25 protein-coding genes are annotated in these 26,172 nt (G+C 70.5%); 8 read left to right on the forward strand and 17 right to left on the reverse strand.

Features of this window, described 5'->3' with window-relative positions; all coding sequences use genetic code 11:
• Positions 1-386 precede the first annotated feature (386 nt).
• From ACH442_RS14015 to ACH442_RS14035, 5 genes are all read right to left on the reverse strand, one after another.
• Positions 387-1,487, reverse strand: coding sequence for an ABC transporter ATP-binding protein (locus tag ACH442_RS14015; RefSeq protein WP_396338602.1), 1,101 nt, complete (start codon positions 1,485-1,487; stop codon positions 387-389).
• A gap of 56 nt (positions 1,488-1,543) precedes the next feature.
• Positions 1,544-2,530, reverse strand: a complete 987-nt coding sequence (locus ACH442_RS14020; RefSeq protein ID WP_396338358.1) for an ABC transporter ATP-binding protein — start codon at positions 2,528-2,530, stop codon at positions 1,544-1,546.
• Between the two features lie 6 nt (positions 2,531-2,536).
• Positions 2,537-3,478, reverse strand: a complete 942-nt coding sequence (locus tag ACH442_RS14025; RefSeq protein WP_396338603.1) for an ABC transporter permease — start codon at positions 3,476-3,478, stop codon at positions 2,537-2,539.
• A 14-nt stretch (positions 3,479-3,492) separates the two neighbouring features.
• Positions 3,493-4,500 carry an ABC transporter permease gene (locus ACH442_RS14030; RefSeq protein ID WP_396338359.1) on the reverse strand — a complete coding sequence of 336 codons (1,008 nt, stop codon included), beginning with the start codon at positions 4,498-4,500 and terminating at the stop codon, positions 3,493-3,495.
• Between the two features lie 67 nt (positions 4,501-4,567).
• Entirely contained in the window at positions 4,568-6,244 is a 1,677-nt protein-coding gene (locus ACH442_RS14035) for an ABC transporter substrate-binding protein (RefSeq protein ID WP_396338360.1), read from the reverse strand.
• 77 nt (positions 6,245-6,321) lie between these two features.
• Here ACH442_RS14035 and ACH442_RS14040 point away from each other — a divergent pair, with 77 nt between their 5' ends.
• Entirely contained in the window at positions 6,322-6,453 is a 132-nt protein-coding gene (locus ACH442_RS14040) for a hypothetical protein (RefSeq protein ID WP_396338361.1), read from the forward strand.
• A gap of 241 nt (positions 6,454-6,694) precedes the next feature.
• Here the strand turns inward: ACH442_RS14040 and ACH442_RS14045 are convergent, their stop codons facing one another.
• On the reverse strand, positions 6,695-7,915 hold the full coding sequence (locus ACH442_RS14045; protein ID WP_396338362.1) for an MFS transporter: 1,221 nt from the start codon (positions 7,913-7,915) through the stop codon (positions 6,695-6,697).
• Between the two features lie 69 nt (positions 7,916-7,984).
• Here ACH442_RS14045 and ACH442_RS14050 point away from each other — a divergent pair, with 69 nt between their 5' ends.
• Positions 7,985-8,956 (forward strand): ArsR/SmtB family transcription factor, encoded by a 972-nt coding sequence (locus ACH442_RS14050; protein WP_396338604.1) that lies wholly within the window; start codon positions 7,985-7,987, stop codon positions 8,954-8,956.
• Between the two features lie 105 nt (positions 8,957-9,061).
• A complete protein-coding gene (locus ACH442_RS14055; protein ID WP_396338363.1) occupies positions 9,062-9,451 on the forward strand; it encodes a hypothetical protein in 390 nt (129 codons plus the stop codon).
• A gap of 123 nt (positions 9,452-9,574) precedes the next feature.
• Here the strand turns inward: ACH442_RS14055 and ACH442_RS14060 are convergent, their stop codons facing one another.
• The 6 genes from ACH442_RS14060 to ACH442_RS14085 form a co-directional block, all read right to left on the reverse strand.
• Positions 9,575-12,325: a fumarate reductase/succinate dehydrogenase flavoprotein subunit gene (locus ACH442_RS14060; protein ID WP_396338364.1), complete on the reverse strand. Its 2,751-nt coding sequence runs from the start codon at positions 12,323-12,325 to the stop codon at positions 9,575-9,577.
• Positions 12,325-13,086 (reverse strand): ABC transporter ATP-binding protein, encoded by a 762-nt coding sequence (locus ACH442_RS14065; RefSeq protein ID WP_396338365.1) that lies wholly within the window; start codon positions 13,084-13,086, stop codon positions 12,325-12,327. Before ACH442_RS14065 ends, ACH442_RS14060 begins: the two co-directional genes overlap by 1 nt.
• Positions 13,083-13,925, reverse strand: coding sequence for an ABC transporter permease (locus ACH442_RS14070; RefSeq protein ID WP_396338366.1), 843 nt, complete (start codon positions 13,923-13,925; stop codon positions 13,083-13,085). The genes ACH442_RS14065 and ACH442_RS14070 overlap by 4 nt, the downstream gene beginning before the upstream one ends.
• Positions 13,922-15,253, reverse strand: coding sequence for an ABC transporter substrate-binding protein (locus tag ACH442_RS14075; RefSeq protein ID WP_396338367.1), 1,332 nt, complete (start codon positions 15,251-15,253; stop codon positions 13,922-13,924). The genes ACH442_RS14070 and ACH442_RS14075 overlap by 4 nt, the downstream gene beginning before the upstream one ends.
• Complete coding sequence (locus ACH442_RS14080; RefSeq protein ID WP_396338368.1) at positions 15,250-15,477, reverse strand: ferredoxin family protein; 228 nt, start codon at positions 15,475-15,477, stop codon at positions 15,250-15,252. Before ACH442_RS14080 ends, ACH442_RS14075 begins: the two co-directional genes overlap by 4 nt.
• A gap of 81 nt (positions 15,478-15,558) precedes the next feature.
• A complete protein-coding gene (locus ACH442_RS14085; RefSeq protein ID WP_396338369.1) occupies positions 15,559-16,470 on the reverse strand; it encodes a GntR family transcriptional regulator in 912 nt (303 codons plus the stop codon).
• An 80-nt stretch (positions 16,471-16,550) separates the two neighbouring features.
• Here ACH442_RS14085 and ACH442_RS14090 point away from each other — a divergent pair, with 80 nt between their 5' ends.
• Positions 16,551-17,012: an SRPBCC family protein gene (locus tag ACH442_RS14090; protein ID WP_396338370.1), complete on the forward strand. Its 462-nt coding sequence runs from the start codon at positions 16,551-16,553 to the stop codon at positions 17,010-17,012.
• Positions 17,009-17,341: an ArsR/SmtB family transcription factor gene (locus ACH442_RS14095; protein WP_396338371.1), complete on the forward strand. Its 333-nt coding sequence runs from the start codon at positions 17,009-17,011 to the stop codon at positions 17,339-17,341. The genes ACH442_RS14090 and ACH442_RS14095 overlap by 4 nt, the downstream gene beginning before the upstream one ends.
• 2 nt (positions 17,342-17,343) lie before the next feature.
• Here the strand turns inward: ACH442_RS14095 and ACH442_RS14100 are convergent, their stop codons facing one another.
• From ACH442_RS14100 to ACH442_RS14110, 3 genes are read right to left on the reverse strand one after another with little or no spacing between them, the layout of a single operon-like run.
• The gene (locus tag ACH442_RS14100; protein ID WP_396338372.1) at positions 17,344-17,790 is read right to left on the reverse strand and encodes a VOC family protein; all 447 of its coding nucleotides are present in this window, start codon (positions 17,788-17,790) and stop codon (positions 17,344-17,346) included.
• Between the two features lie 46 nt (positions 17,791-17,836).
• Entirely contained in the window at positions 17,837-18,475 is a 639-nt protein-coding gene (locus ACH442_RS14105; RefSeq protein ID WP_396338373.1) for a DUF2461 domain-containing protein, read from the reverse strand.
• On the reverse strand, positions 18,472-19,161 hold the full coding sequence (locus tag ACH442_RS14110; RefSeq protein ID WP_396338374.1) for a HAMP domain-containing protein: 690 nt from the start codon (positions 19,159-19,161) through the stop codon (positions 18,472-18,474). The genes ACH442_RS14105 and ACH442_RS14110 overlap by 4 nt, the downstream gene beginning before the upstream one ends.
• 360 nt (positions 19,162-19,521) lie before the next feature.
• On the opposite strand from ACH442_RS14110, the gene ACH442_RS14115 reads away from it, so the two are divergent.
• On the forward strand, positions 19,522-19,884 hold the full coding sequence (locus tag ACH442_RS14115) for a response regulator (RefSeq protein WP_396338375.1): 363 nt from the start codon (positions 19,522-19,524) through the stop codon (positions 19,882-19,884).
• A 72-nt stretch (positions 19,885-19,956) separates the two neighbouring features.
• On the opposite strand, the gene ACH442_RS14120 is transcribed toward ACH442_RS14115, so the two are convergent.
• Positions 19,957-21,978 carry an ATP-binding protein gene (locus ACH442_RS14120; protein WP_396338376.1) on the reverse strand — a complete coding sequence of 674 codons (2,022 nt, stop codon included), beginning with the start codon at positions 21,976-21,978 and terminating at the stop codon, positions 19,957-19,959.
• 26 nt (positions 21,979-22,004) lie between these two features.
• Positions 22,005-23,180 (reverse strand): ROK family transcriptional regulator, encoded by a 1,176-nt coding sequence (locus ACH442_RS14125; RefSeq protein WP_396338377.1) that lies wholly within the window; start codon positions 23,178-23,180, stop codon positions 22,005-22,007.
• A gap of 144 nt (positions 23,181-23,324) precedes the next feature.
• On the opposite strand from ACH442_RS14125, the gene mmsA reads away from it, so the two are divergent.
• Positions 23,325-24,872, forward strand: a complete 1,548-nt coding sequence (gene mmsA, locus ACH442_RS14130) for a multiple monosaccharide ABC transporter ATP-binding protein (protein WP_396338378.1) — start codon at positions 23,325-23,327, stop codon at positions 24,870-24,872.
• The gene (gene mmsB / locus ACH442_RS14135; RefSeq protein WP_396338379.1) at positions 24,869-26,167 is read left to right on the forward strand and encodes a multiple monosaccharide ABC transporter permease; all 1,299 of its coding nucleotides are present in this window, start codon (positions 24,869-24,871) and stop codon (positions 26,165-26,167) included. Before mmsA ends, mmsB begins: the two co-directional genes overlap by 4 nt.
• The last annotated feature ends 5 nt before the right edge of the window (positions 26,168-26,172 follow it).

A 26,172-nucleotide genomic window follows, 5' to 3' on the forward strand; every position in this document is an offset into this window, starting at 1 on the left:
GCCCTGACCGCTCTGTGCCGCCCGTCACCGCCCGGCGTCGCGCGTGGTTCTGCGCCCTGACCGCTGTGCGTCGCCCGCGGCCCGGCGCCGCCCGGGGCCGCTGTGCCTCGCCCGCGAGTGCCGCGCGAGCCGCGACTGTTGCGGGCCGGCCGCACAGGCCGCGACCACCGCGCTCCGCAGGGCACCGCGGCCGGACCCGGCGGGGGCGGTGGGCCGGGCTGGGTGTCGTTGGTGAGGCGCGATCCGCGCCCAGGGCGGGCCGTGGCGGTCGCGCCGGTGGTGTGCGAGGTGCCGGCCGAGCTGCGGGGCGGTGGAGCGCGAGGGGAGGTGAGATGTGGTTGACCGGAACGGTCCGGAGCGGACTTCGGTCGGATGCGGTGGGCGGGTCAGGGCAGGTCGGTGGCGCTCTGGATCAGGCCGGCGCCGATGTCGGGCGGGGTGTCCCCGCCCGGCCGGACCAGTTCGGTGCGGACTTCGTGCATCTTCAGTTCGCCGCTGAGGATCTCGGCGGCGAAGTGGCACGCCACCCGCTGCCCCGAGTCGTCGAAGACGCGCAACTCCGGGCGTTCCGACGCGCAGCGATCCTGGGACCAGGGGCATCGGGTACGGAACCGGCAGCCGCTCGGCGGGTTCGCCGGCGACGGCAGGTCACCGGTGAGCAGGATCCGTTCGCGGCGGTCCTCGGTGTACGGGTCGGGGATCGGCACTGCCGACAGCAGTGCCCGGGTGTACGGGTGCAGCGGCCGCTCGTACAGCCGGTCGCCGTCGGCCTCCTCGACCAGCGCGCCCAGGTACATCACGCCGATCGTGTCGGAGATGTGCCGGACGACGGCCAGGTCGTGCGCGATGACCAGGTAGGTCAGGCCGAGCGAGTCCTGCAGGTCGCCGAGCAGGTTCACGACCTGCGCCTGGATCGACACGTCGAGGGCCGACACCGGCTCGTCGGCCACGATCAGTTCCGGGCCGAGGATCAGGGCGCGGGCGATGCCGATGCGCTGGCGCTGGCCGCCCGAGAATTCGTGCGGGTACTTGCCGAGCGTCGACGACGGCAGGCCGACGGAGTCGAGCGTGGTGCGCAGCCGAGTCCGTACGTCAGTCCTGTTCTTGTGCATGTCGTGCGCCTTGAGTCCTTCGACGAGCAGGGACTCCACGGTTTGGCGGGGGTCGAGGCTCGACATCGGGTCCTGGAAGACCATCTGGATGCGGCGGCGGAAAAGGCGCATCTGTTCGCCCTTGAGCGCCCGGACGTCCGTACCGTCGAAGATGATCTTTCCGTTGGTCGGCTCGACGAGGCGCAGCAGGCCGCGGCCGAGCGTCGACTTGCCGCAGCCGGACTCACCGACCAGGCCGTAGGTCTCGCCGCGCCGGATGCTCAGCGAGACGCCGTCGACGGCGTAGACGTACCCGATCGTACGGTCGAAGAGAAGTCCGCTCTTGATCGGAAAATGGACCTTGAGGTCGTCGATCTCGACCAGGGCACTGCCCACCGGGTGCCCCGGGCCGGCCGTGCCGGCGCCGGATGGACGGTTGCTCGGTTGCTCGGTCACGCGGGCACCTCCAGCGGTACGGGATTCGTGCACCGCAGCGCCCCGTCGCGCCGCCGCGTGGGGGTGAGCGGGATCGTCGCGCCGACGCAGTCGTCGATCACCCGGTCGCAGCGCGGGGCGAACGCGCACCCCTCTGACCAGGGAATGTTGTCGCTGACCGAGCCGCGGATCTGGTGCAGGCGCCCGCCGCGGTCGACGTCGAGGCGAGGCACGGAACTCAGCAGCCCGTGCGTGTACGGGTGCCGCGGGTCGGCGAACAGGTCGTGACGCACGGCCCGTTCGACCACCTTGCCGGCGTAGAGGACGTTGACCGTGTCGCAGAGCCCGGCCACCACCCCCAGATCGTGAGTGATCATCACGAGCGCTGTGCCGGACCGGTCGACCAGGTCCTTGAGCAGGGCCAGGATCTGCGCCTGGATGGTCACGTCCAGCGCTGTGGTCGGCTCGTCGGCGATCAGCAGCCGGGGTCTGCAGGCCAGCGCGATGGCGATCAGCGCCCGCTGCCGCATGCCGCCGGAGAGCTGGTGCGGGAATTCCTTGAGCCGCCGGTTCGGGTCGGGGATGCCGACCGCGTCGAGCAGTTCCCGGGCCTGGCGCAGCGCGGCCTGCCGGGTCTTGCCCTGGTGACGTTCGAGGACCTCGGCCACCTGCAGTCCGAGAGGGATCACCGGGTTGAGCGAGGACAACGGGTCCTGGAAGATCATGCCGATGTCCCGGCCGCGCCGGTCCCGCAGGTCCTGCGGGCGCAACCGGAGCAGGTCGGTCTCCTCGAAGAGCACCTCGCCGGTGACCCGGTTGCCGCGGGACGGGAGCAGGCCCATGATCGCCAGGCTGGTCACCGACTTGCCGCAGCCGGACTCGCCGACCAGCCCGACCGTCTGGCCGGGTTCGACGGTGAAGCCGACGCCGTCCACCGCGGTGAACGGCTCGGCGCCCTTGCGCTGGAAGACGACCGACAGGTCGCGTACGTCGAGCAGGGGCATGTCAGCTCACCGCCGGTTCTTCGGGTCGAGCGCCTCGCGCATGCTCTCGCCGAGCAGCGTGAAGCCGAGGGCCACGAGGATGATCGCGAGGGCCGGGTAGTACGCCAGTTCCGGCCGGACCTCGAGGTAGTGCACACCGTCGACGCCGAGCATCAGGCCCCACTCGGCCCGGTTGATGTCCGGGTCGCCGAGGCCGAGGAACGACAGCGCGGCCGCGTCCAGGATCGCCACCGCGAACGTCAGGGTGGCCTGCACGATCACCGCGGTCAGCGAGTTCGGCAGCATGTGCCGGGTCACGATGTGCCGCCGCCGCACGCCGAGCGCGCGGGCCGCGAGCACGTGATCGCTCTCCCGCTGGGCCAGCATCGACCCGCGCAGCAGCCGGGCGAAGATCGGCACGTTGACCACCGCGACCGCGACGATCACCGTCCACTGCGACGACTGGCGGGCCAGCGCGACCAGGGTGATCGCCAGCAGCAGGCTGGGCAGCGCCAGCATCACGTCGGTGACCCGCATGATCAGCACGTCGACCCAGCCGCCGGCGGCACCGGCGATCGCGCCGAGCAGCACCCCGCACAGCAGGCCGATGAGTGTGGCCAGGACCCCGACGAACAGGGTCTGCCGGGCGCCGTAGATCATCCGGGACGCGAAGTCGCGGCCCAGCGGGTCGCTGCCGAGCGGATGCCCGGCGCTCGCGCCCGGGATCGAGTCGACGGTCAGCTTGCTGGTCAGCTCCGGGAACCGCTGCACCGGATCGTGCGGGGCGACCAGCGGCGCGAAGATCGCGATGATCAGGAACAGCAGGATGAGGGCCGCGCCCACGATCGCGGCGGGATTGCGCAGCAGTCGCCGGCCGGCGTCGCGCAGCAGGCTGACCCCGCCGCCCTCGGACGTGCGCGCGGTCAGCTCGTCGATGCGGCGGCGCTTGTGGTCGGCCAGCGTCGCCATACCGCCCGCGCCGCTCACCGGACACGCACCCTCGGGTCGATCACCGCGTAGGAGAGGTCGACCAGCAGGTTCACCACGATGAAGACGAGAGCGGCCAGCAGGATCAGCGCCTGCAGCACCGGATAGTCCCGGCTGCCGCTGATCGAGTCGGTGATCAGCGTGCCCAGGCCACCCCAGTTGTAGACCTTCTCGGTCAGCACCGCCCCGGCCAGCAGCGCGCCGGTCTGCAGGCCGATCGTGGTGACGACCGGCAGCAGCGCGTTGCGCAGCACATGCCGCTTGCGGATGGTGGCATTTCGCAAACCCTTGGCATCCGCCGTACGGATGTAGTCCTCGTCGAGCACGTCCAGAACGCCGGCCCGGGTGATCCGCACGATGATCGCCAGCGGGATCGTCGCCAGCGTGACGGCCGGCAGGATCAGGTGCCAGAGTGCGTCGGCGGAGGCGTCGAACTCGCGGGTCAGCAGCCCGTCCAGGACGAACAGGCCGGTCACGTCGGTGTTGTCGGTTCCGGTGCTGATCCGGCCGGACGGCGGGAACAGGTGCACGCCCTGGGTCAGCCAGTCCTTGAGCAGGTAACCGAGGAAGAAGATCGGGACCGAGATGCCGATCAGCGTGACGACGATGGTCGCGTTGTCGAGCAGCCGGCCGCGGTACCGGGCCGCGAGGTAGCCCAGCGGGATGCCGAGCCCGACCGCGATGACGATCGCGGCGAAGGCCAGCTCGATCGTCGCCGGGAAGGCCCGGCTGATCACGGCGGTCACCGGCTCGCCGGTCCGGATCGAATTGCCGAAGTCACCGGTCACCACGTGCCGCAGGAACCGGCCGTACTGCACCCAGATCGGCTGGTCGTAGCCGAGTGCCCGGGTCAGCGTCTCGCGGGTCTGCGGGGTCGCGCGCTCACCCAGCAGCGCGTCGACGGGCCCGCCGGGAAGACTGCGCAGCCAGAAGAAGATGAGCGTCATCAGAGCGATCATGGTGACGCTCAACTGGGAAAGCCGGCGCAGGACGACTGTGAGCATGGGACTCCTGTCAGCAGGTACGCGTCCGCCGCGGCCGGGACTCCCAGCCGCGGCGGACGCCCGGCGCCTACTTGGTGATGGCGACGGTGTTGAACGTCTCGGCGGTCAGCGGGCTCGGCACCAGACCCTGGACACTCTTCGTGGTGACCAGGGCCGGCGGGGCGTGCCAGATCGGCACGGCCGGCAGCCACTTGCTGGCGATGTCCCGGTTGACCTGCTCGAACGCGGCCTTCTTGGCGTTCTGGTCGACGGTCGCGTCGGCCTTGTCGATGGCGGTGAACATGTCGGTCATCGCCTGGTCGCCGAACTCGACCTTGGGCCGGCCGAAGAACGTGCCGACGAAGTTGCCCGGGTCGTTGTAGTCACCGGTCCAGCCGAGAATGTGCAGGTCCTGCTTCCCGAACTGCTGCACGTCGTCCTTGAAGCCACCGTTCCACGGCCGGGGCACGCCGTTGACCTTGATCCCGGCGGCCTGCAGATCGTTGGCCAGCACGGTGAAGATCTCCTGCGGGTTCGGCATGTACGGCCGGGTCACCTCGGTCGGGTAGTAGAAGTTCAACGTCAGCCCGGTCGCGCCGGCGTCGGCCAGCAACTGCTTGGCCTTGTCGACGCTGTACTCGTACTTCTGGACGTCCGGCGCGTACCCCAGCACGGTGTCCGGCAGGAACTGGTCGGCGACCGCGGTGCCGCCCGGACCCTTGGTCTGCACCAGTTGAGCGCGGTTCAAGGCGTAGGCGATTGCCTGCCGTACGCGCAAGTCTTTGAGTTTGGGGTTGTTCTTCTGGTTGATGCCCAGGTAGAGGATGTTGAAGGCGGGCCGGGGGAGCACGCTGTAACCCTCGTCGGCGAGCGCCTTGCGGTCGGCCGGGGCCGGGAAGTCGATCGCCTGCACGGTGCCGGCGCGCAGCTCCTGCTTGCGGGTGTTCTCGTCCTTGATGACCTTGATGATGACCTTGTCGACCTTGGCCTTCTCACCCCAGTAGTCGGGGTTGCGGTTCAGGGTGATCTCGCTGGTCGCCTTGTTCCAGCCGCCGAACGTGAACGCGCCGGTACCGGTCGGGTGCTCGTTGGCGAACGCGCTGTAGGCGAACGAGTCGCCGTTCTGCGTGACCGTGTCGGCACCGTACTGCTTCATCGCGGCCGGGCTGGCGATCGAGAACGCGGTCAGCGCGAACGCGCCCGGGAACGCGCCCTTGTACTTCTTCATCGTCACGACCGCGGTGCCGGCGTCCTGCGCCGTGCAGTTGTCGTAGACGGCGTCCGGGCTGCCGGCGAACCCGCCGAACACGTCCGCGTAGTAGATCATCTGGGACTGGGCGGCGTCGCCCTTCATGTTGTACCAGCGGTCGAAGTTCGCACAGACCGCGGTGGCGTCCAGCGCGGTGCCGTCGTGGAACTTGACCCCCTGGCGCAGCTTGAACGTCCAGATCCGGCCGGTCGGGTCGTTCGACCAGCTCTCGGCCAGGCCGCCGGTCAGGTCGGCGGTGCCCGGCTTGTGGGTGATCAGCGTGTCGTACATCTGCCGGATCGGCCGGAACGACTCACCGTCGTCGTTGAAGATCGGGTCGAAGTTCTTCGGGTCGCCGGCGCCCGCGAAGACGAAGGTCCCGCCGCCGGCTGCCTTGTCACCGCCGCTGTCCCGGTCGCTCTTCGCGCAGCCGGCCGCGCCGATCGCCATCGCCAAGGTGACACCGGCGGCGATGACCGCCCGGAGCCGGAACGCCTGCCGTTCTGGGGCACGCATCGTCTTCTCACCGTCCTATGAGTACGGAGAAACGCGATGACGGCTGGTCACCGCTGGGGCGACCCTATACATTCACAGTGATCAACATCGTGGATCGCTATCGGATCGTGTCATTCCTATTTTTCGGCCATCGCCCGCCGCGCGAGCAGTTGCGCACCGTCGCCCAATGCATTCGCGCGCACGCCGTGAGAGTGCGCTCCGGCGCCTGATCCCGCACGCTGCCCGGTGATCCCCGTCGCGGCCGGCGCGCCGTGCAACCGGGCGAGCAACCGCCCGCGTTCACGCTGCTCGGCCGGGCCGGCAGCGGGTGTCGCCGGTCCGGGCTGCCGGCCGGGTCGGCGCGCTGGACGATGTACTCCCGGCCGTGCCGCGACGCCGCCCAGGTGGTGGTGGGCCGCTCGGCCGGCAGCGGCTCCGGGGTGAGCCGCCGGTGCGCCCGGATCTGCGGATTCATCTCGCCGACCGGGCTCGGCGGTCGGGGGACAGCTCGAGGCGTGGGACGAGCAGGACGCAGAGCAGGGTGGTGGCGCCGGCCAGGGCGACGGCGGTGCCCGGAGTGCTGAGCTGCGCGATCGCGCCCAGGCCGACCGGAGAGAGCCCCTGCAAGGTCATCAGGCCGGTGGAGAGCAGGGCGAACATCTGGCCGCGGCGGAGTTCCGGCGTGGCCTGCAGCAAGGGGCGTTGCAGGCCCAGCTGGTAGGCGGCGCCCGCCCCGGACGCGACCAGCACGGTGAGGGTCACGGCGAGCGGGATACCGGTGACGAGCAGGATCAGCGGGCCGCCGGCGAGCAGGACGAGCGGGCGGGTCAGGCGTTCGCGGGTCGCGGGGCGGACCCAGCGGCCGACGATCAGGTCGCCGAGCAGCATGCCGACCGGGAGTGCGGCCATCAGCGCGCCCGCCGACCCGGCCGGGAAGCCGCGCGCGGTGGCGTACGCGACGAGCAGCGCCTCGGCGCCGGCCACGCACGCCGCCGGCAACCAGTGGAGGAGCAGCAGCCGGCGGATCACCGGATCGCCGAGCAGCTCACCCGCGCCGGTCACGCTGGCGCGCACCGCCGATCCCTTCTCCCCGGCAACACCATCGAGATCAGGCAGCCCCAGCCGTACGATCACCGCCGCCAGCACGTGACCTCCCGCCGCGATGAGCAGCGCCTGTCCGGGCCCGAGCGCGGCGACCGCGACCCCACCGACGGCCAGGCCGATCAGTTGCGCGCCGGAGGAGGCGATGTTGAGGACGGAGCGGCCGAGGACGTACGCGTCGCCGGTGAGCACCTCGGACACGAGCCGTCCGGCCGCGCCCATGAAGATCGGTGTCCCGCAGGCGACCAGCGCGATGATCGTCAGCTGGGCCGTGACGGGCAGGTCCACGGTGGCGATGAGCAGCGCCGCGGCCCCACCGGCGAGGTAGCCGGTGACGATCAGCGGCCGGGGCCGGATCCGGTCGGTCAGCGCGCCCAGCAGCACCCCGCCGACGAGCTGTGGGAGGAAGCCGGCCGCGAACGCGAGGGCACTGAGCAGCGCGGAGCCGGTGCGCTCGAAGACCAGCACGGAGAGCGCGAAGATCCGCAGCGACTCGGCGGCGATGGCGGCGGTGCGGGCGAAGAACAGGACGCGGAATCGGGGCTCGGCGAAGACCTCGCGGTAGGTCGCGCCCCGGTCGGCAACAGTCACCCCCTCACCATGTCGGGGCGGCCCGTGCCGGCGCGATTGATTCGCCAGGGGGCGTAACGTCAGGGCGTGATGCGGTTCGAGGTAGGGGCGGAAGACCTGCTCCGGACGCGGTTCGCGGTGTCGCCGATCTTCGAGCTGCACAACCTGCTGCGCGCGCTGGACGCACCCGCGCCGAGCCTGCCGTCGTCGTGGCTGGCACGGTTCCGGTCCGGGTTCGATCGGCTGCGCGACGACCCCTGCCTGCACGCGCTGCGGGCGCTCAAGACCGCGCAGCAGGGTGCGAACTTCTACGCGCCCCCGCCGCGCGGCATGGCCCAGACGATCGAGCAGGACCTCGCCGCGGTGCGTTCCTGGCCGTTGGCCGCGGCCCGCGAGGAGATCGACTTCTACCTGGCCCGGCAGCGCGTCCCGACACCGGTCACGGCGATTCTGTACGCCGACAGCGCGCTCGACCAGCTCGCCGACTTCATGGAGTCGGCCTGGTCGGAGCTGCTGGCGGGGGAGTGGCCGCCGATGCGGGCGGTGTGCGAGCGCGACGTCGTGCACCGTGCCGCCGAACTCGGCCGGGCCGGGTGGGCCGCGGCGCTGGCCGGCCTCGGCCCGAAGGTGCGCTGGCGCGACGGCGGGATCGAGATCGCCCGGCACGGCGGTCCGGCCGGGGCGCTCGGCGGTGCGGGGCTGCTGCTCGTCCCGTCGGTGACGATCTGGCCCGGCACGGCGGTCTTCGGCGACGACCCGTGGCCGAAAGCGGTCATCTACCCGGCGCGCGGGGTGGGCGCGCTGTTCGAGCCGGCTCCGCAGGCGGTCCCGTCCGCACTGGCGGCGCTGCTCGGTCGCAGCCGGGCCCAGCTGCTGACCGCGCTCGCCGAACCGGCCAGCACGACGCAGCTGGCGGCGGTGTTCGGGCTGGCGACCGGGGCGGTCGGCGATCACCTCGCGGTGCTGCATCGGGCGGGGCTGGTGGCCCGCGCCCGGTCCGGCCGTTCCGTGCTGTATTCCCGGACGGCACTGGGCGACGCGCTGACCAGCGCCTCCGCGTAGGCGGGCGGAACTCGTACGGGAAAATTTATGATCGTCTGTTTATTGCGGGCCTATGCGGTCAATGAGTCCGCGATGGTCGTCACCCACCACAAAGGAGGATTTTTCATGGCATCCCGAACCCTGCACGCCGCTGTCGCACTGGCCGGAGCCGCCGGGCTGACCCTGTTCGCCACCTCGCCCGCCGAGGCCGCGACGCCCTGCGTCCAGAAGATCTCGGTCGTGAACAACGGCGGGTTCGTGATCAACTACCAGGTCACCACGCGCACGGGTGAGCTGTCCGCGCCCACCGACGACTACCCGATCAACCAGTACCGGGTGGTCGACCTGAACTCGACGCCGATCGCCGAGGGTTCCGACGTGCGGCCGCTGGTGCACGCCCAGGCCGGCAACACCGTCGCCGGCAACGTGTTCGTGTCGTTCTGCAACAACGGGCAGACCGCGACGTACACGGCGAGCGGCACCACCCTGAACTACAGCGTCACCCTGCTGACCTAGTCGCGCGCTCTCCCGGCCGGCTCGCACCGTGGTAATCGGGCATGAATGACCACGGTGGGCGCCGGCCGGTAAGCGTGGGTCGCGCGGTGGAGAGTGACCCCGGGCGGACGTGCCGCGGGGTGGCTACGTGAGTGCGCGGCGGGCCCAGGCGCGGACGTCGGCGTCGACGTCGGTTTCCGCTTCGAGCAGGGCGGATCGGACGTCGTCGCGGCCCGGCCAGGTGGACAGGGAACGGACCGCGGCTCGGCGGACGTCCAGGTTGGTGTCCTTGGCCGAGGTCAGCAGAAGCGGCACGGCGAGTTCCGGCCGGGCGGCTCCCAAGGCCTTCGCCGCTCCCTCGCGGACCTGCCAGGCGGGGTCGTGGAGTTGGGCGATCGCCAGCGACGGCAGTGAGCCCGGGGACCCGATCGAGGCGGCGGCGGTCAGGGCCGCCGCTCGCACGAGAACGTCCTCGTCACCGGCCAGCCTTTCCAGCGCCGCGGCTCGTTGCTCCCGCTTCGCGGCGAGGGCATGAAACGCGGGAGTGGACTCGTGGGGGGACGGGCGGGTGCCGAGGCCGTGGGCTGCGGCTACGCGGACCTCGCGGGCCGGGTCGAGGGCGGCGGCGGCCAGGCCGGGCACGTCGTCGCGGCGGATCAGGCCGCGGACGGCCTGCAGGCGGACCGTCACGTCGACGTCCTCGGCGGCGGCGCGGAAGTCGGCGGCGGTGCCCCGGTCGATCACCCGGAGCAACTCGACCACGACGTCGCGGACGCCCGGATCGCTGCTGCCGTAGGCCGTGCGCAGCCGCTGCGCCAGTTCCTCGGAGCCGGGCAGCACGTCGGCCAACTCCCGCAGCCCGGCCCCGGCCGCCGAGCGTACTGACCGATCCGGATCAGCCAGGGCAGTCACCAGCGCGTCGGCCGCGCCCACGGGCGCCGCTTCGGTCAGGGTGGTCACGGCGGTGCGGCGGACACCCGGGTCGGGGTCGTCGAGGAACGGGGCGAACGCGGTGAGTGGTGACGGGGCTTCGGCGAGCGCGAGCACGGCGACGATACGGTTCGCAGCCGGGGCGGTGGAGCTTTCCTTCGTACGTACGGAATCCGGGGTTCTCGCAGTGACGCCGAACCGCCGGACCTCCGGCGCCGGGACCGCCTCGCGCCCGCCCGCCGGCCGGAAACCGTCGACCGGGAACAGGTACTCGTCGACCGGCCGCTTGAGGAACTGCATCTCGCCGTCCGGGCCGCGCCGCAGGTTGAGGTGGTAGAGCCACTCCTCGTCGTTGCGTTCCGGGTGGTCGGCCCGCTGGTGGTACAGCCCCCAGCGGCTCTCGGTGCGCACGAGTGAGGCGCGGGCGGCCATCTCCGCGCAGTCCCGGATGAAGCTGACCTCGACGCAGCGCATCAGCTCGTGCGGGGTCCGCGCGCCCATGCCGCTGATCTCCTTGCTCATCCGTTGGAAGGTTTCCACCGCGATCTCCAGCTTGGCCGCGGATTTCGGTGGGGCGACGTAGTCGTTGACGAAGCGCCGCAGCTTGTACTCGACCTGCTGTTGCGGTGGCCCGTCGGGCGTGCTCAGCGGCCGGTAGATGAGCTCCCGCGCCGCCTCGATCTGGTCCTGCGGCAGTGCGGCGAGAGAGCGGCCGGGCTCGCCGGCGGACCCGGAGGCCAGCCCGGCGGCGTGCGTCCCGGCCAGGTCGCCGAAGACGAACGCGCCGATCATGTAGTTGTGCGGCACGCACGCCAGATCCCCGGCCGCATACAACCCCGGCACCGTCGTCCGGCCGTTGTCGTCCACCCACACCCCGGACGCCGAGTGCCCGCCGCACAACCCGATCTCGGAGATGTGCATCTCGACGTCGTGGGTCCGGTAGTCATGCCCGCGCCCGGCGTGGAACGTCCCCCGCGACGGCCGCTCGGTCGTGTGCAGAATCCCTTCGACGGCGCTGATCGTCTCGTCCGGCAGGTGGCTGAGTTTGAGGTAGATCGGCCCGCGGTCGGAGTCCAGTTCCCGCGCGACCTCGGCCATCATCTGCCCGGACCAGTAATCGCAGTCCACGAACCGTTCGCCCCGGTTGTTGACCTGATAACCGCCGAACGGATTGGCGACGTACGCACAGGCCGGCCCGTTGTAGTCCTTGATCAGAGGGTTGATCTGGAAGCACTCGATGCCGGAGAGTTCCGCGCCCGCGTGGTACGCCATCGCATACCCGTCCCCGGCGTTCGTCGGGTTCTCGTAGGTGCCGTAGAGGTAGCCGCTCGTCGGCAACCCGAGCCGTCCACACGCGCCGGTCGCCAGGATCACCGCGCCGGCGGCGACGGTCACGAAGTCGCCGCCGCGGGTGTCGAAACCGGCCGCGCCGACTGCCCGGCCGTCGCGGGTGAGAACGCGTACGGGCATGATCCGGTTCTCGATCTGGATCTTCTCCCGCATCTCGCGGCGCCGTAGCTGCCGGTAGAGCACCTTCTTCACGTCGCGGCCCTCGGGCATCGGCAGCACGTAGCGCCCGGAGCGGTGCACCTGACGGACCGCGTACTCGCCGTATTCGTCCTTCTCGAACTTGACGCCGTAGCGTTCGAGCCGTTGCACCATGGCGTGCCCGCGCGTCGCGGTCTGGTGGACCGTGCGCTGGTTGACGATGCCGTCGTTGGCCCGGGTGATCTCCCGGACGTAATCCTCGGGCGTCGCCTTGCCCGGGATGACCGCGTTGTTCACGCCGTCCATGCCCATCGCGAGCGCACCCGAGTGCCGCACGTGCGCTTTCTCCAGCAGCAGGACCCGCGCGCCGTGCTCGGCGGCGGAGAGCGCGGCCATCGTCCCGGCGGTGCCGCCCCCGATCACGAGGACATCGCACTCCACGTTGCGGCCGGGGAAGGAGGTCGGCGAGGGATTCATCAAGACACACTCCTGGCGTACGTGTCGGAAGCGCCCAGCGCCCCGAGAAGTTCTGTGCGAGCGGCGCGGACCAGCGGCGTCCCACGCGTCGCCGGGTCCCGCGGCTCGGGCACGCCGACCAGCGTGCGGATCCCGTCCGGTTCCAGCACGGCGACCCGGTCGGCGACGAACAGCGCCTCGTCCACGTCGTGGGTCACGAACACGACGGTGGCCGCGGTGCTGCTCAGCACGTCGGCCAGCAGTCGTTGCATCGCGCCCCGGGTCTGCGCGTCGAGCGCACCGAACGGTTCGTCCATCAGCACCGCGCGTGGCTCGCCGACCAGGGTGCGGGCCAGTTGGACGCGCTGGCGCATGCCACCGGAGAGCTGCGCCGGCAGCCGGTCGGCGTGGTGGGTGAGGCCGACCCGGTCGAGCCAGTGCTCGGCGCGCTCCCGGCGGTCGGCGCGACTCAGGTCGCGGATGGCGAGTGGCAGTTCGACGTTGCGGCGCACCGTGCGCCACGGGAGCAGTGCGTCGTCCTGGAACATCAGCGCGCGGTCGGGGGACGGGCCGGTGACCGGCTCCCCGTCGGCGAGCAGCCGGCCGTCGACCACCGGCAGCAGGCCGGCCAGGCTGCGGAGCAGGGTGGACTTGCCGCATCCGGAGGCGCCGAGCACGGCGAGGACCTCACCCGGGCGTATGTCGAAATCGAGTTCTCGGACGACGGGCCCGGCGCCGTGGCCGAGGCTCACCCGGTCGGCGCGCAGCGCCAGACCGCTCATGTCGCCACCCCCGGACGAGAGATACGGGAGGGCAGCCAGCGGGTGACCCGGCGACCGGCCAGCTCCACCGCGCCGGCCGTCGCCCAGCCGAGGAGACCGATCGTGATCATGCCGACGATGACCGCGGGATAGTCGACGATCGTGTACGCGTGCCAGGTGCGGTACCCGACGCCGAAGTCGCCGGAGATCATCTCGGCCGAGATCACGCAGATCCACGAGACGCCCATGCCGACCGACAGTCCACCGGAGATGCCGGGCAGCGCGCCGGGCAGCACGACGCTGAACAGGATCCGCCATCGGCTGCCGCCCATCGTCCGGACCGCGTCCTCCCAGACGGTCGGCAGCGCGCGGACCGCGTGCCGGGTGCTGACCAGGATCGGGAAGAACGCGGCGGTGCAGGTGATGAAGACGATGCCCTGCTCGTTCTGCGGGAAGACCAGGATCGCGACCGGGACCAGGGCGATCGCCGGGATCGGGCGGACCACCTCGAACAGCGGCTGCAGGAGGTCGGCGAGCAGCCAGGACCGGGCGACCGCGATCCCGGCCGCGATGCCCAGCACCGCGGCCAGGGCGAAACCGGTCAGGATCCGGACCAGGCTCTGAGCGATGTCGAGGTAGTAGACGGGGTCGCGCAGCAGGCGCCCGAACTGGTCGGCCACCTCGATCGGCGTCGGCAGCCGGTCGAAGCGCAGCCAGAGCGTGACGTCGGCGGCGGTGAGCCACTGCCAGAGCAGCAGCGCCGCGATCAGCGAGCCGGCGCGGAGCAGCCAGCGGGGCCTTCGCCGCGCGCGGGAGGCCGTCGTGACGTCGCCGGCCCGGACGGCGATGAGCGTCGTCATGCGGCCGCCACCGCCTGCTGGTACGTGAGGACCGGGCCGTGCTGCTCAGCGGCGGCCCGCGTGATGAACGGCAGGAAACGGTCACCGTCGTGGACCCAGAAGCTCTTGTCGGCGAACCAGCGGGTGCCGGTGCCCGTGTCCGGGACGTACGCCGCGCGGACCTTCCTACCCGTCGCCTTCACCGCTTTGAGCAGGCACGTCGCGTCGGCTGTGGGCTGGGTCGTCTCCTCGCCGGTGAACCACAACTCGCCCGCGTCCTTGCCCACGGGCTTGTTGCAGACCGGATCGGTCCCGGTCAGGACCGCGCCGTTCGCGGCGTCGCTGCCCGGGACGCCCGACAGGTACGAGTCGTCGATGAACGCGTCCAGGTCGATGCCCTGCAGCACGCCGATCGATTTGAGGAACGGCACGTCGTTGCGCATCGCCTGGGTCAGCTCGGCCTTCAGCGGCATCGCGAACGTGGCGATGCCGTTCGCGCCGTTGTAGAGGTAGACCACCTCGGCCGGCAGGCCGGTCTGCTCGGCGACGATCTCCGCGGCCTTCAGCGGCTGCTTCCACAGGAAGCCGGTCGCGTCCAGTTGGGCCTGCAGGAACGCCTTCACCACGTCGGGGTGGTCGGTGGCGTACTGCTGGCGGACCACGGTGCCGTGCAGCGTCGGGACGTTCAGCTCGCCGCCGTCGTAGAGCACCCGCGCGTCGCCGCGCTGGACCAGCAGGCCGGGCCAGGCGACGAACTGGGACAGCGCCGCGACGTTGCCGGACTGCAGCGCCGACGCACCGACCGGGGGCTGCTGGTTCTCGACCTTGACGTCCTTCTCCGGGTCGACGCCGGCCTTGCGCAGCGCCTGCACCAGCAGCCCGTGCGCGGCCGAGCCGACACTGGTCGATACCACTTTGCCGCGCAGGTCGGCGAGCTGCCGGATCGGCGAGTCCGGGGCGACGACCACGGTGTTCAGGGCGCCACGCAGGTTGTAGCCGGTGACCGCGATCATCTTCGTGCGGGTCTGCTCGGACTGCTGGCCGCGCGCGCCGTTGATCAGCAGCGGGTAGTCGCCCATCGAGCCGATGTCGATCTTGCCGGCCATCATCTGCGCGGTGATCGGCGCGCCGGTGTCGTAGTCCTGCCAGACCACCGAGTACTTCTTGCCGAGCCGTTTCTCCAGGAAGCCCTGGGCGCGCAGCAGCGTCCCGGCGGTGACCGTGTTGATCGTCTTGGACTGGTAGCCGACGACCACCTTCTCGGTGCCGTCCTCAGCCGCGTTCCCGGCGACGGTGCACCCGGCCAGCGCGGTGGTCAGCGCCAGCAGCGCGGCGACGCGGGTCCTCATTTGATCAGCACCGGCATGTTCACGGTGACGGCGCCGGTGGGGCAGCGGGCCGCGCACGGGCCGCAGTACCAGCACTCGTCCACGTGCATGTAGGCCTTGCTGGACTCCGGATCGATGGCCAGGGAGTCCAGCGGGCACATGTCGACGCACAGGGTGCACTCGTCGATGCAGAGGCTTTCGTCGATGGTGACGGGGACATCCACCCGCTGATTCACCAGCGCCATTTCTTCTCCTTAAAACAGCATTTATCCGGCGTACGGCGGAAAGCAGCTCTTGATCCTGATGGTGTGGGTGACGGTGGTGCGTCAGCCGGCGCGGTGCACCGGAACCGGAGCCGCCCGGCGGGACAGCTGGGTCTGGAGCGTGAGCCGGTCGCCGCGGAACCGCACCCACTCCAGGTCGACCGGGCGGCCGTCGGCCAGATGCGTCACGCGCTCGACCATGAGCAGTGCCGACCGGTCGGCGACGTTCAGCAGGGCGGCGCTGTGCGGATCGGCGTTGATCGCCTCGACGCTGACGTCGGCGTGGCCCAGACTCTGGCCGGTCAGCTCCTCGATCAGCACGAACACGTCGCGGTGGGCGAGATCCTCGTGGAGCAGCGGGACCCCGATGTCCTGCGGGAGGTAGGTGAGGTCGAGCGAGACCGGGACGCCGCCGAGGCTGCGCACCCGTTCCAGGTAGACGACCTGCTCGCCGTCGGGGACGCGCAGGCGCTCGGCGACGACGGCGGGTGGGCGGATGACGGTGAGGGTGCGTACCTCGTTGGTGATCTCGCCGTGCTCCCGCAGCGTCTCGGCGAGCCCGGCGAGCCGGGTCAGCCCGTGCCCGTACTTCGCCGAGACGACCAGCGTGCCGACCCCGGGCAGGCGCTCGATCAGGCCCTCGGCGGCGAGCAGGCCCAGCGCCTCGCGGACGGTGTTGCGGGTGGCGGCGTGATCGTGGCAGAGCAGCGACTCGCCGGGCAGAGCGCCGGTGCCGAACGCCCCGGCCAGCACCTGATGACGCAGCACGTCGGCGACCTGCCGGGCCCGGTCGGCCCGGCGGCGGCGCGCCTCGGTGAGCTGCGGTGTCATCTCCTCCACGGCTCGTAACCTATTAACTTCATAGGAAAAGGGGAAGACGTCGTCCAATGCGCCACCGGAGCGGGCGGTGATCGTGGCGTTGAGCTGGTAGTTCTTTTCTCGAGGCGTTAGTTGCGCCGGGGAAGACGTCCGCATTCCGGGAAAGCAACCAATGGTTGCACGTGATGGACGCCGCGAGTACGGTGAGGTGCAACCAACGGTTGCAGGAGGATGTCATGGAACTCGGAACGATCGAACGCGAGATCTACGTCGACGCCACCCCGGAAATCGTGTTCGAGGTGGTCAGCAGCCCGGAACACCTCAAGGGCTGGTGGCCCGACGACGCCGACTACCAGGCCGTGCCCGGCGCGAGCGGCACGATCACCTTCGGCGACTGCCACGAGGGTGGCAACGTCGAGCAGTTCACCGTCGTCGAGGCGCAGCCGCCGCGGACGTTCTCGTTCCGCTGGACGCACCCGGTCGGCGCCGCCGCGACCAGCGGGAACTCGCTGCTCGTCACGTTCGAGCTGGCGGCGTCCGGGGCGGGGACGCTGCTGCGGATGACCGAGACCGGTTTCCGGGAGCAGGGATGGTCGCAGGCCGTCATCGAGGAGCGCTACAACGACCACGTGTCCGGGTGGGAGCACTTCCTGCCGCGGCTCGCGCCCTACGTGGCCACGCTTCAGGTCCAGCCGTGACCAGCGCGGTCGACGACGATCTCTGGTCGGCGATCGGGGACCCGAGCCGGCGGCGGATGCTGGACCTGCTGCTCGCCGAGGGTGGCGGCACCGCCACCACGCTCAGCCAGCAGATGACCGTCACGCGGCAGGCGGTGGCCAAGCACCTGACCGTTCTGGATCGGGTCGGGCTGGTGCGAGGCGCCCCGGCGGGCCGCGAACGGCGCTACCACGTCGACGACGCGCAGCTCGCGCGCGCGGTCGCCCAGCTCTCCGCCGTCGGTGCGGCGTGGGACGCCAGGCTGCGGCGCATCAAGCGGATCGCCGAGGCGATTCAGGAGAACGAATAACGTCAGTCCAGGCAGAACTCGTTGCCCTCGGGGTCGGCCATGATGAGATGGCCGGCGTTCGGGGGCACCGGTTCGTGCCGCTCCAGCCGGGTCGCGCCGAACGTCACCAGGCGCGCGGCCTCGGCCTCCAGCGCCGCCATCCGCTCGTCGCCGCTGAGCCCGGGCGCGGCCCGCACGTCCAGATGCACCCGGTTCTTGCCGCTCTTGCCCTCCGGCACCTGCTGGAAGAAGAGCCGCGGCCCGGCGCCCTTCGGGTCGACCACCGCCGACGCGCTGTTGTGGCGCTCGGGCGGCACACCCCACGCGGTCAGCGCCTGCTCCCACGAGTCGAACCCGGCCGGCGGCGGCTGGACCTGATAGCCGAGCGCCTCCGCCCAGAACGTGGCCAGGGCGCCGGGATCGTTGGCGTCGAACGTGAACTGGACCTCGCGAGCGATCTCAAGACTCATACGGCCACTCTGCCCCGAATTGCGGACACCGGCTGACCTGAAACGCTCATGACGAGGCGAGCGGCGGCCCGACGTGGTCGTCCAGCCAGTGCCGCAGCGGCAGACTCTTGCGCAGGAACTCGACCACGCGCGTCTTCGCCGCCGCCGTCCCCAGCCAGGCCGCCGGCGGCCACTCCTTCCAGGTGATCAGACCCTTGTGCCGGAGCAACTCGATCCGCGGATGATCCTTCGGGTAGCCGCGCGGCGCCGTCTTCAGCGTGCCCCGCCCGGCCACCTGGATGCCGGCCTTGCTGGTCTCGGCGATGATGCCGGTCAGCACCGTGCCGCTGGCGTCGTTCGCCACCGCCTCCCGGAAGCGGTTCAGCTGACCGGAATCCATCTGGTAGTAGCCGGAGCCGGCGGCCAGCCCGTCCGCGGACAGCTGGAGGTAGCCGCCGCCCTCCAGCCACGCCCCCAGATGCGTCTTGTACGGCGTCTTGTCCTTGCTGAACCGCACATCCCGGTACGGCCGGAAGACCTTGCCCGGCCCGAACTCCGGCTCCAACGCGGCAAGCAGCTCCAGCATCGGCCCGCGCACCTGGTCCTCGTAGAACGCCAGATGCCTCGTCCAGTACGTCTTCGAGTTGTCGGCGCTGAGCCCCTCGTAGAACTCCAGCGCCTCCACCGGCCACCCACGAAACGTCACCTGCCGATTCTGCGCCATCCCCGCACCCCGCCGGGCGGTGAGGGGTCAGGGGGAAGAGAGGCCGAGGAGGTGGGCGCGGTCCCCTCAGCGTGTGAAGCCGGCGACCAACCCGCGGAGTTCGCCGCTGGTGCGAGCCAGGTTCGCGGCGTTCTGCCGGGCCTGGCCGGCGACCGCGGTCGTGGTGCCGTGCTGCCGGCCCGCAGAGTGCGGACGTTGCCGGACACCTGGCCCGCCGCGTCGGCGACCGCGGTGGCCTGCGCGTCGACCTCGGTGCTGGCCGCGGCGATCCGGGTGGACACCTCGGACAGCTCGTCGGAGGCGGCGGAGACCGTACCGGCGTGCCCGGCGTGCCCGGCGTGCCCGGCGTGCCCGGCGTGCCCGGCGTGCCCGGCGTGCCCGGCGATCGCGGCGACCGTCTCGCGCAGCGGCTCGGCGGTGCGGTCGACCGCGTCACCGAGCACGCCGAGTTCGTCGCGGCGCTGCGGGCCGATCCGGACGGTCAGGTCGTGGTCGGCGAGCCGCTTGAGCGCCGCCACCGCCGAGAGCCACTTCATGATCGCGGTGTCCCAGGTGAAGAACTCGTCCCAGGCCGGCTTCAGCTTGGCGAACTCGGCCCGCTCGGCGTCGGTCATGTCGCCGGTGTGAGTGGCCGCGAGGTCGGCGTAGATGGTGTCCTCCGACTTCATCTCGCCCTGCCGGTTGTAGCCGTCCGGGCCGGTGGCGTAGGTGTACCCGAAGGCGTCCGTGTCCGCGACGACCAGGCCCTGTCAGCCGGTCACGTCCGCGGCGTCGTACTTGATGGCCTCGATGTCGTCCCGGACCTGCTCCAGGACGCGGCTGCGTCGGCTGGTGCGGAGAGGTCTTACGCGTGGTGGGAATGCCGGTGGCGGACGTCAGCGGAAGTATCCCCTGGAGGCGAGAACATACCTCGTGGGTGTTACTGACGATTTAGGCTGATCGGTGGGAGCGCCGACGGGTGCTCCCCGAGGCCGGTTGAGAACACAGCCGCTCACGCTTGGACTCCGTGACGACGTGAAGACGGACCTATGACACTCCTGGTGGTCGCCGAGGACCATGACGACATTCGCATGATCATGGTCCGGGTGCTGCGCCGCGCCGGTTTCACGGTGGTCGAGGCGGCGGACGGGGCGGTCGCTCTGGAGGCCGTTCGTGAGCACGGGCCGGCCGCCGTGGTCAGTGACATCGACATGCCGGTGATGTCCGGCGTCGACATGTGCCTGGCGATCCGGGCGGATCCGGCGACCAGGGACCTTCCGGTGATCTTCGTGAGCGGGAGCCTGACTCCGGGCGACGACCGGCCGGAGCGGGCCCGGGCGACCGCGGTCGTCACGAAGCCGTTCACCCCGCGTGACCTGGTCAGTTGCGTGCGGGGCCTGGTCGGCGGCTGACCGTCGAGAGGTGTGCCGCCGGGGCCGGGCGGGGCGGTCCGGCCGTGATGCGCCGCCCGGGGCCGGGCAGCGTCAAGGGGCGGAGGCCGGGAGGCGGACCGTGACGCGGGTGCCCGGCGGCGGGCACGGCTCGAAGCGGATCGTCCCCCGATGACGTTCGACGATGGCCCGGCTGATCGTCAGTCCGAGTCCGACCCCGGGCAGCCGATGCTCCCGCGTGCGCGCCGACCGGTAGAACCGCGCGAACACCCGATCCTGATCCGCCGCCGGAATGCCCAGTCCTTCGTCGGCGACGGTCAGTTCGACAACCGCGGGCGCGGGCCGGGTCAGCGAGACGACGACCCGCCCGGCGCCGAGTGTGTGACCGACCGCGTTGGCGATCAGGTGACCGGCTACCTGCCGTAGGCGGCTCTCGTCACCACGTACCGTCGTGCCCTGCTTCACGTCCAGGTCGAGCGCGACGCCGGCGACGGCGGCGAGCGGTTCAGCGGCCCGGGCGGCGGCGGTCACGGTGGCGGCCAGGTCGACCGGTTCGTCGGCGATCGGGATGTGACCGTTGTCGAGGCCGGCCAGGTCGAGCAGGTTCTCGATGATGTGCCGCAGGATTTCGCTGTTGCGGCCGAGCACGTCGAGGATGTCGGGCAGTTCGTCGGCGGCCGCACCGGGCTCGGCGTCGCGCAGCAGGTCGATGTAGGCCGAGATCGACGTCAGCGGCGTGCGCAGTTCGTGGTCGATCAGCGCCAGGTATCCGTCGCGGCTGTGCGCGAGGGCCACGGTCAGTTCTTCGGCGCGGCGCCGTTCGAGGAATTCGGCGACGTGCGCGGCCACCCCGTTGAGGAATGCGACCAGCGGGTCGGCGGGCTCCAGCGTGTCGCCGAAGAAGGTCAGCACCGAGAGGGTCCGGTCACCGGAGCGGGCCGGCACGGCGAGTCCGGTGACCGGTTCGCTCACTCGAACGGCCTGCCCGGTCCGGCAAGCGGTCGCAGCGATCTCCGCGGCCGGCGGGGGTGCCGGCGCGGCGCCGGAACAGGCCAGGGAAGCGGCCAGATCCAGAGCACCGGTCGCCTGGTCGACGAGCCAGAGCTGCGCATACGCCCACCCGAAACCGGCACAGACGGCGCGAAGAATCCGTGGACCCGCTTCCTGGACGCTCTCGGCGTGTGCCAGCGCATCCGACACCGCCGTCTCGACGTCATGGAACCGTTCGGTCGTCCGCTGGTCGGTGATGTCCCGTACGCAGGAAACCGCCCCCACCCGGTCCCCTTGCGCCCCGGTGATCGGCTGCGCGTCCGTGGTCACGGTCCGGATCCGCCCGTCGGTGGACCGGATCAGCAGCTCCTCGTCGCGCACGTGAACCCCGGCCAGCGCCCGGAACAGCGGAATCTGTTCCCGCCGCAGCGGATGGCCACCTTCGTCGACCAGGTAGCTGGCCCGTGACCATTCGGCGAGCGGCCGCATCAGGGGAGCCGATCCGATGATCCGGTGCAGGGCTTCGTTGGCGAACACGATGTGCCCGTCGGCGTCGCACGCGGCAACCCCGGTCTGCAGGCTCTGCAGCAGCGCGTCGAGGAACCGGCGCTGGGTGTCGACGTCCTCGCGGGCGGACCGTTCGGCCACGAACGCGGTGCACGCCTGCGCCGCGTCGTCGACCGCGGCCAGTTCGTCGTCGGTCCAGTGGCGGGGTGCGGAGTCCATGACGGCCAGTACCCCGAAGACGTTGCCGTCGGGGTCATGAATCGGATATCCGGCGTATCCGCGGACACTGATCTCCAGCGCGGGCGCCCCGCGCGGCACCCGCTGGTCGGCGGCGAGGTCCTCGGCGATCACCGGCGCGTTGCGGCTGACGACGAGCCCGGCCATGGTCGAGCCGGCCGGTGTCGTCCCGTACGACGGCCACGCGGCCGGGATCCCGTACGCCCCGACCAGCCGTAACCGGTCGCGGTCGGCCAGCAGGATCAGCACGGTCGGCGCGTGGGCGACCCGGGCGACGACCGCCGCGAACCGATCGGCGGCCGCGTCCGGCATCGCGTCGCCGCTGAGGAACTCGATCCGGTGGGCGGGCCGGGCAGCCGGGGGAGGGCCGAGTGCCTCCATGCTCTCCAGCAAACCACGGCCGTGGGCTACAGGGAGAGCAGTTCCGAGACCTGGGGCGAGTACGTCGTGTGCAGCACCAGCGCCGCCGCTCCGACCACGGCCGCGTCGGCGCCGAGCGGGGAGACCTCCACCCGTACCGTGCGAATGCTTCTGGCCAGTGGCCGGGTGGCCAGGGCCTTGGCGGTGGCGTCGCGGAAGCGGGTCTCGAGGTGGCGCAGGCCGTGGCCGCCGAGCACGACCAGGTCGATGTCGAGGATGTTGGCGACGTTGACGACGGCGGTGGCCAGGTGGGAGGCGGCCACGTCAACCGCTTCGACGGCGGCCGGGTGACCGTCGGCCGCGGCCTGCCGCACGGCGTCGTAGGTCTCCAGGCCGGTCGCCGCGACCAGTGCTTTCGGGCTGATCAGGCTTTCCAGGCAGCCGTGGTTCCCGCAGTAGCACTCCGGCCCGTCCGGCTGCACCGACTGGTGGCCGAACTCGGCGGCGTTCATCGAGCCGCCCCGGTAGACCTGGTTGTCGAGGATGAGCCCGCCACCGACGCCGGCGCCGAAGAAGAAGTAGGCGAAGTCGGCGACCCCGCGCCCGGCCCCGGCCCAGCATTCGCCGATCGCCGCGGCGGTCGCGTCGTTGTCCAGGGTGACCGGCAGCCCGGTCGCCTCGACCAGCATGTCCTTGAGCCCGACCCGGGTCCAGCCCATCAGTTGCGGCGGCCCGACGAGCGCGCCGAGGGTCTGGTCGATCGGCCCGGGGGTGGCCAGGCCGAGCCCGAGCACCCGTTTGCGGTCGACCCCGGCGGTGGCCAGGACGTCGGCGACCAGCCCGGCGACCGCGTTGGTGATCTCGGCCGGGGAGGCCCCGGGCCGGACCGGTTGCTGCAGCTTGACCATCGGCCGGCCGAGCAGGTCGGCGACCACGCAGGACAGTTGGACCGGGTCGAAGTGGACCCCGACCGCCAGCCGGGCACCGGCGTTGACGCGCAGCAGGGTGCGCGGTTTGCCGCCGCTGGAGACCGTGGCGCCGTCCTCCCGGACGATGCCGTCGGTGATCAGCCGCCGGACGATGCCGGACACCGTCTGCGGGGTGAGCCCGGTCAGCTCAGCGATCTCCACCCGGCTGATGCCGTCGGCCACCTGTATCTGGTCGAGGACGACAGCCTGGTTGTACTGGCCGACTTTGGGCAGATTCGTACCTGTTCGCCGCACCGGTGTCGCGCCTCCCGGTCGTTACCTGATCGATGCCGACCATGATGCCACCCCCGGTTGACTTAGTAAATAAATAAGATTTACAGTCTGGAAACGCCGACGTCATATCCGAAGATCTCTGCAAAAGACCTGTTGGGAGGCGGTATGAGCACTGCTCCGCCACTGCTGGAGATGAGGTCTATCACCAAGACCTTCCCCGGCGTCAAGGCGTTGTCCGACGTGAACCTCACGGTTCGTGACGGAGAGATCCACGCGATCTGCGGGGAGAACGGCGCGGGCAAGTCGACCTTGATGAAGGTGCTCAGCGGCGTCTACCCCCACGGGACGTACGAGGGCTCGATCGTCTACCGGGGCGCCGAGGCGAAGTTCTCCGACATCCGGGCCAGCGAGCACGCCGGCATCGTGATCATCCACCAGGAGCTCGCGCTCGTTCCCGGGATGTCGATCACCGAGAATATCTTCCTCGGCAACGAACCGCGTCGTTTCGGTCGCATCGACTGGAGGGCCGCGAACAGCAAGGCCCTGGAACTGATGGCCATGGTCGGGCTGAAAGACGACCCCGACACCCTGATCAAGGACATCGGGGTGGGCAAGCAGCAGCTCGTCGAGATCGCGAAGGCGTTCGCGAAGGACGTGCAGCTGCTGATCCTCGACGAGCCGACCGCGGCGCTCAACGAGAACGACTCGCAGCACCTGCTCAACCTGCTGCGCGGCTTCAAGAAGCGCGGCATCACCTCGATCATGATCTCGCACAAGCTGAACGAGATCGAGGCGATCGCGGACTCGATCACGATCCTGCGGGACGGCAGGACGATCGAGACCATCGACGTCAAGGGCGAGGGCGCCGACGAGGACCGGATCGTGCGTGGCATGGTCGGCCGTGACCTGGGCAGCCGGTTCCCGGAGCACACGCCGGACATCGGCGAGGTGTTCTTCGAGGTCCGTAACTGGACCGTCCGGCACCCGATCTCCGCCGACCGTCTGGTCTGCAAGAACTCGAGCTTCACCGTGCGGCGCGGGGAGATCGTCGGGTTCGCCGGCCTGATGGGCGCCGGGCGCACCGAGCTGGCGATGAGCCTGTTCGGCCGCTCCTACGGCGTCTACGAGAGCGGGCAGATCTTCAAGGACGGCAAGGAGATCCAGCTCAAGACGGTCTCCGACGCGATCGCGAACGGCTTGGCGTACGTCAGCGAGGACCGCAAGGCCGTCGGCCTGAACCTGCTCGACGACATCAAGACCTCCGTCGTCGCCGCCAAGCTTTCGAAGATCACCCACAACGGGGTGCTCGACGAGGCCGCGGAGTACCGCGAGGCCGAGGCGTACCGCAAGAGCCTGCGGATCAAGACGCCGACCGTCGACGAGGGCGTCACCAAGCTCTCCGGCGGCAATCAGCAGAAGGTCGTCCTGGCCAAGTGGATGTTCACCGACCCGGACCTGCTGATCCTCGACGAGCCGACGCGGGGCATCGACGTCGGCGCGAAGTACGAGATCTACGGGATCATCCAGGAGCTCGCGTCCGAGGGCCGCGGGGTCGTGGTGATCTCCTCCGAGTTGCCCGAGCTGATCGGGCTCTGCGACCGCATCTACACGGTCTTCGAGGGCACGATCACCGGCGAGATCTCGCGGCGTGACGCCGACCCGGAAACCCTCATGAAGCAGATGACCTCCACGAAGAAGCTGGCCACGTCATGAGTCGGATAAAAGAACTACAGAAAAACCTCTTCGGCGGTACGACGTCGAACGCCCGTCAGTTCGGCATGATCTTCACGCTGGTGGCGATCATCCTGTTCTTCCAGTTCAAGACTGGTGGGCTCACCCTGCAGCCGGGCAACCTGATCGCCCTGACCCAGCAGTACGCGTACATCTCCGTGCTCTCCATCGGCATGCTGATGGTGATCGTGGCCGGCCACATCGACCTGTCGGTCGGCTCGGTCGCCGCGTTTGTCGGCATCGTGGTCGCCAAGGCGGTCACCGAGCACAACCTGCCGTGGCCGCTGGGCATCGTGCTCGGCCTCGTCGTCGGCGCGCTGATCGGCGCATGGCAGGGCTTCTGGGTGGCGTACGTCGGTATTCCCGCCTTCATCGTCACGCTCGCCGGCATGCTGCTGTTCCGCGGCGGCAACCAGTACATCGGTAACGCCGACACCGTGCCGGTGCCGCAGGGCTTCCGTGACATCGGCGCCGGTTACCTGCCCGAGGTCGGGCCGGACACCGGGTACAACAACCTGACGCTGCTGCTCGGGCTGCTGGCCTGCGTCGCCGTGGTCTGGCGCGAGCTGCGTGCCCGCAAGGTGCGAACCCAGATGGAGGGCGCCGAGCCCGCTCCGCTGTGGATCGCGGTCGTCCGTATGGTCGTGATGATCGTCGTGATCGTCTTCGTCACGCTGCGGTTCGCCGGTGGCCGGGTCGGCACCAGCTTCCCGATCTCCGGCATCATCCTGGCCGTCCTGGTCCTCGTGTACTCCTTCTACACCCGGAACACCGCTGGTGGCCGGCACATCTACGCGGTCGGTGGCAACTCCCGGGCCGCCGAGCTGTCCGGCGTGAAGCTTCGCCGGGTGAACTTCTTCGTCATGATGAACATGTCCGTCCTGGCTGCTCTGGCCGGCATGATCTTCGTGGCCCGGTCCGCGGCCTCCGGCCCGCAGGACGGACTCAGCTGGGAACTCGACGCGATCGCCGCGGTCTTCATCGGTGGCGCGGCGGTCTCGGGTGGTCTGGGGACGGTCGGCGGTTCCATCGTCGGCGGTCTGGTGATGGCCGTTCTCAACAACGGTCTGCAGTTGACGGGCACCGGTTCCGACATGGTCCAGATCATCAAGGGTCTGTTCCTGCTCGGCGCCGTCGCCCTGGATGTTTACAACAAGAAGCAGGGTCGTTTCTCGATCATCGGTTCCCTGACGCGCGTATTCCGCCCCGGGCATGAGGCGGCGGCCGGCGAGTCAACCGAACCGAAGCTCGAGAAGCAGCCTGCGGCCCGCTCCTGAGAAGG

This window comes from Actinoplanes sp. NPDC020271, assembly GCF_044388125.1.
GTDB lineage: Bacteria > Actinomycetota > Actinomycetes > Mycobacteriales > Micromonosporaceae > Actinoplanes.

Excerpts from the sequence above, each read along its gene's own strand:
- ACH442_RS14020 (WP_396338358.1), bottom strand. The coding sequence starts at position 2,530 with ATGCCCCTGCTCGACGTACGCGACCTGTCGGTCGTCTTCCAGCGCAAG.
- ACH442_RS14025 (WP_396338603.1), bottom strand. The coding sequence starts at position 3,478 with ATGGCGACGCTGGCCGACCACAAGCGCCGCCGCATCGACGAGCTGACC.
- ACH442_RS14030 (WP_396338359.1), bottom strand. The coding sequence starts at position 4,500 with ATGCTCACAGTCGTCCTGCGCCGGCTTTCCCAGTTGAGCGTCACCATG.
- ACH442_RS14035 (WP_396338360.1), bottom strand. The coding sequence starts at position 6,244 with ATGCGTGCCCCAGAACGGCAGGCGTTCCGGCTCCGGGCGGTCATCGCC.
- ACH442_RS14050 (WP_396338604.1), top strand. The coding sequence starts at position 7,985 with ATGCGGTTCGAGGTAGGGGCGGAAGACCTGCTCCGGACGCGGTTCGCG.
- ACH442_RS14055 (WP_396338363.1), top strand. The coding sequence starts at position 9,062 with ATGGCATCCCGAACCCTGCACGCCGCTGTCGCACTGGCCGGAGCCGCC.
- ACH442_RS14060 (WP_396338364.1), bottom strand. The coding sequence starts at position 12,325 with ATGAATCCCTCGCCGACCTCCTTCCCCGGCCGCAACGTGGAGTGCGAT.
- ACH442_RS14065 (WP_396338365.1), bottom strand. The coding sequence starts at position 13,086 with ATGAGCGGTCTGGCGCTGCGCGCCGACCGGGTGAGCCTCGGCCACGGC.
- ACH442_RS14070 (WP_396338366.1), bottom strand. The coding sequence starts at position 13,925 with ATGACGACGCTCATCGCCGTCCGGGCCGGCGACGTCACGACGGCCTCC.
- ACH442_RS14075 (WP_396338367.1), bottom strand. The coding sequence starts at position 15,253 with ATGAGGACCCGCGTCGCCGCGCTGCTGGCGCTGACCACCGCGCTGGCC.
- ACH442_RS14080 (WP_396338368.1), bottom strand. The coding sequence starts at position 15,477 with ATGGCGCTGGTGAATCAGCGGGTGGATGTCCCCGTCACCATCGACGAA.
- ACH442_RS14085 (WP_396338369.1), bottom strand. The coding sequence starts at position 16,470 with ATGCGGACGTCTTCCCCGGCGCAACTAACGCCTCGAGAAAAGAACTAC.
- ACH442_RS14090 (WP_396338370.1), top strand. The coding sequence starts at position 16,551 with ATGGAACTCGGAACGATCGAACGCGAGATCTACGTCGACGCCACCCCG.
- ACH442_RS14100 (WP_396338372.1), bottom strand. The coding sequence starts at position 17,790 with ATGAGTCTTGAGATCGCTCGCGAGGTCCAGTTCACGTTCGACGCCAAC.
- ACH442_RS14110 (WP_396338374.1), bottom strand. The coding sequence starts at position 19,161 with ATGAAGTCGGAGGACACCATCTACGCCGACCTCGCGGCCACTCACACC.
- ACH442_RS14115 (WP_396338375.1), top strand. The coding sequence starts at position 19,522 with ATGACACTCCTGGTGGTCGCCGAGGACCATGACGACATTCGCATGATC.
- ACH442_RS14120 (WP_396338376.1), bottom strand. The coding sequence starts at position 21,978 with ATGGAGGCACTCGGCCCTCCCCCGGCTGCCCGGCCCGCCCACCGGATC.
- mmsA (WP_396338378.1), top strand. The coding sequence starts at position 23,325 with ATGAGCACTGCTCCGCCACTGCTGGAGATGAGGTCTATCACCAAGACC.
- mmsB (WP_396338379.1), top strand. The coding sequence starts at position 24,869 with ATGAGTCGGATAAAAGAACTACAGAAAAACCTCTTCGGCGGTACGACG.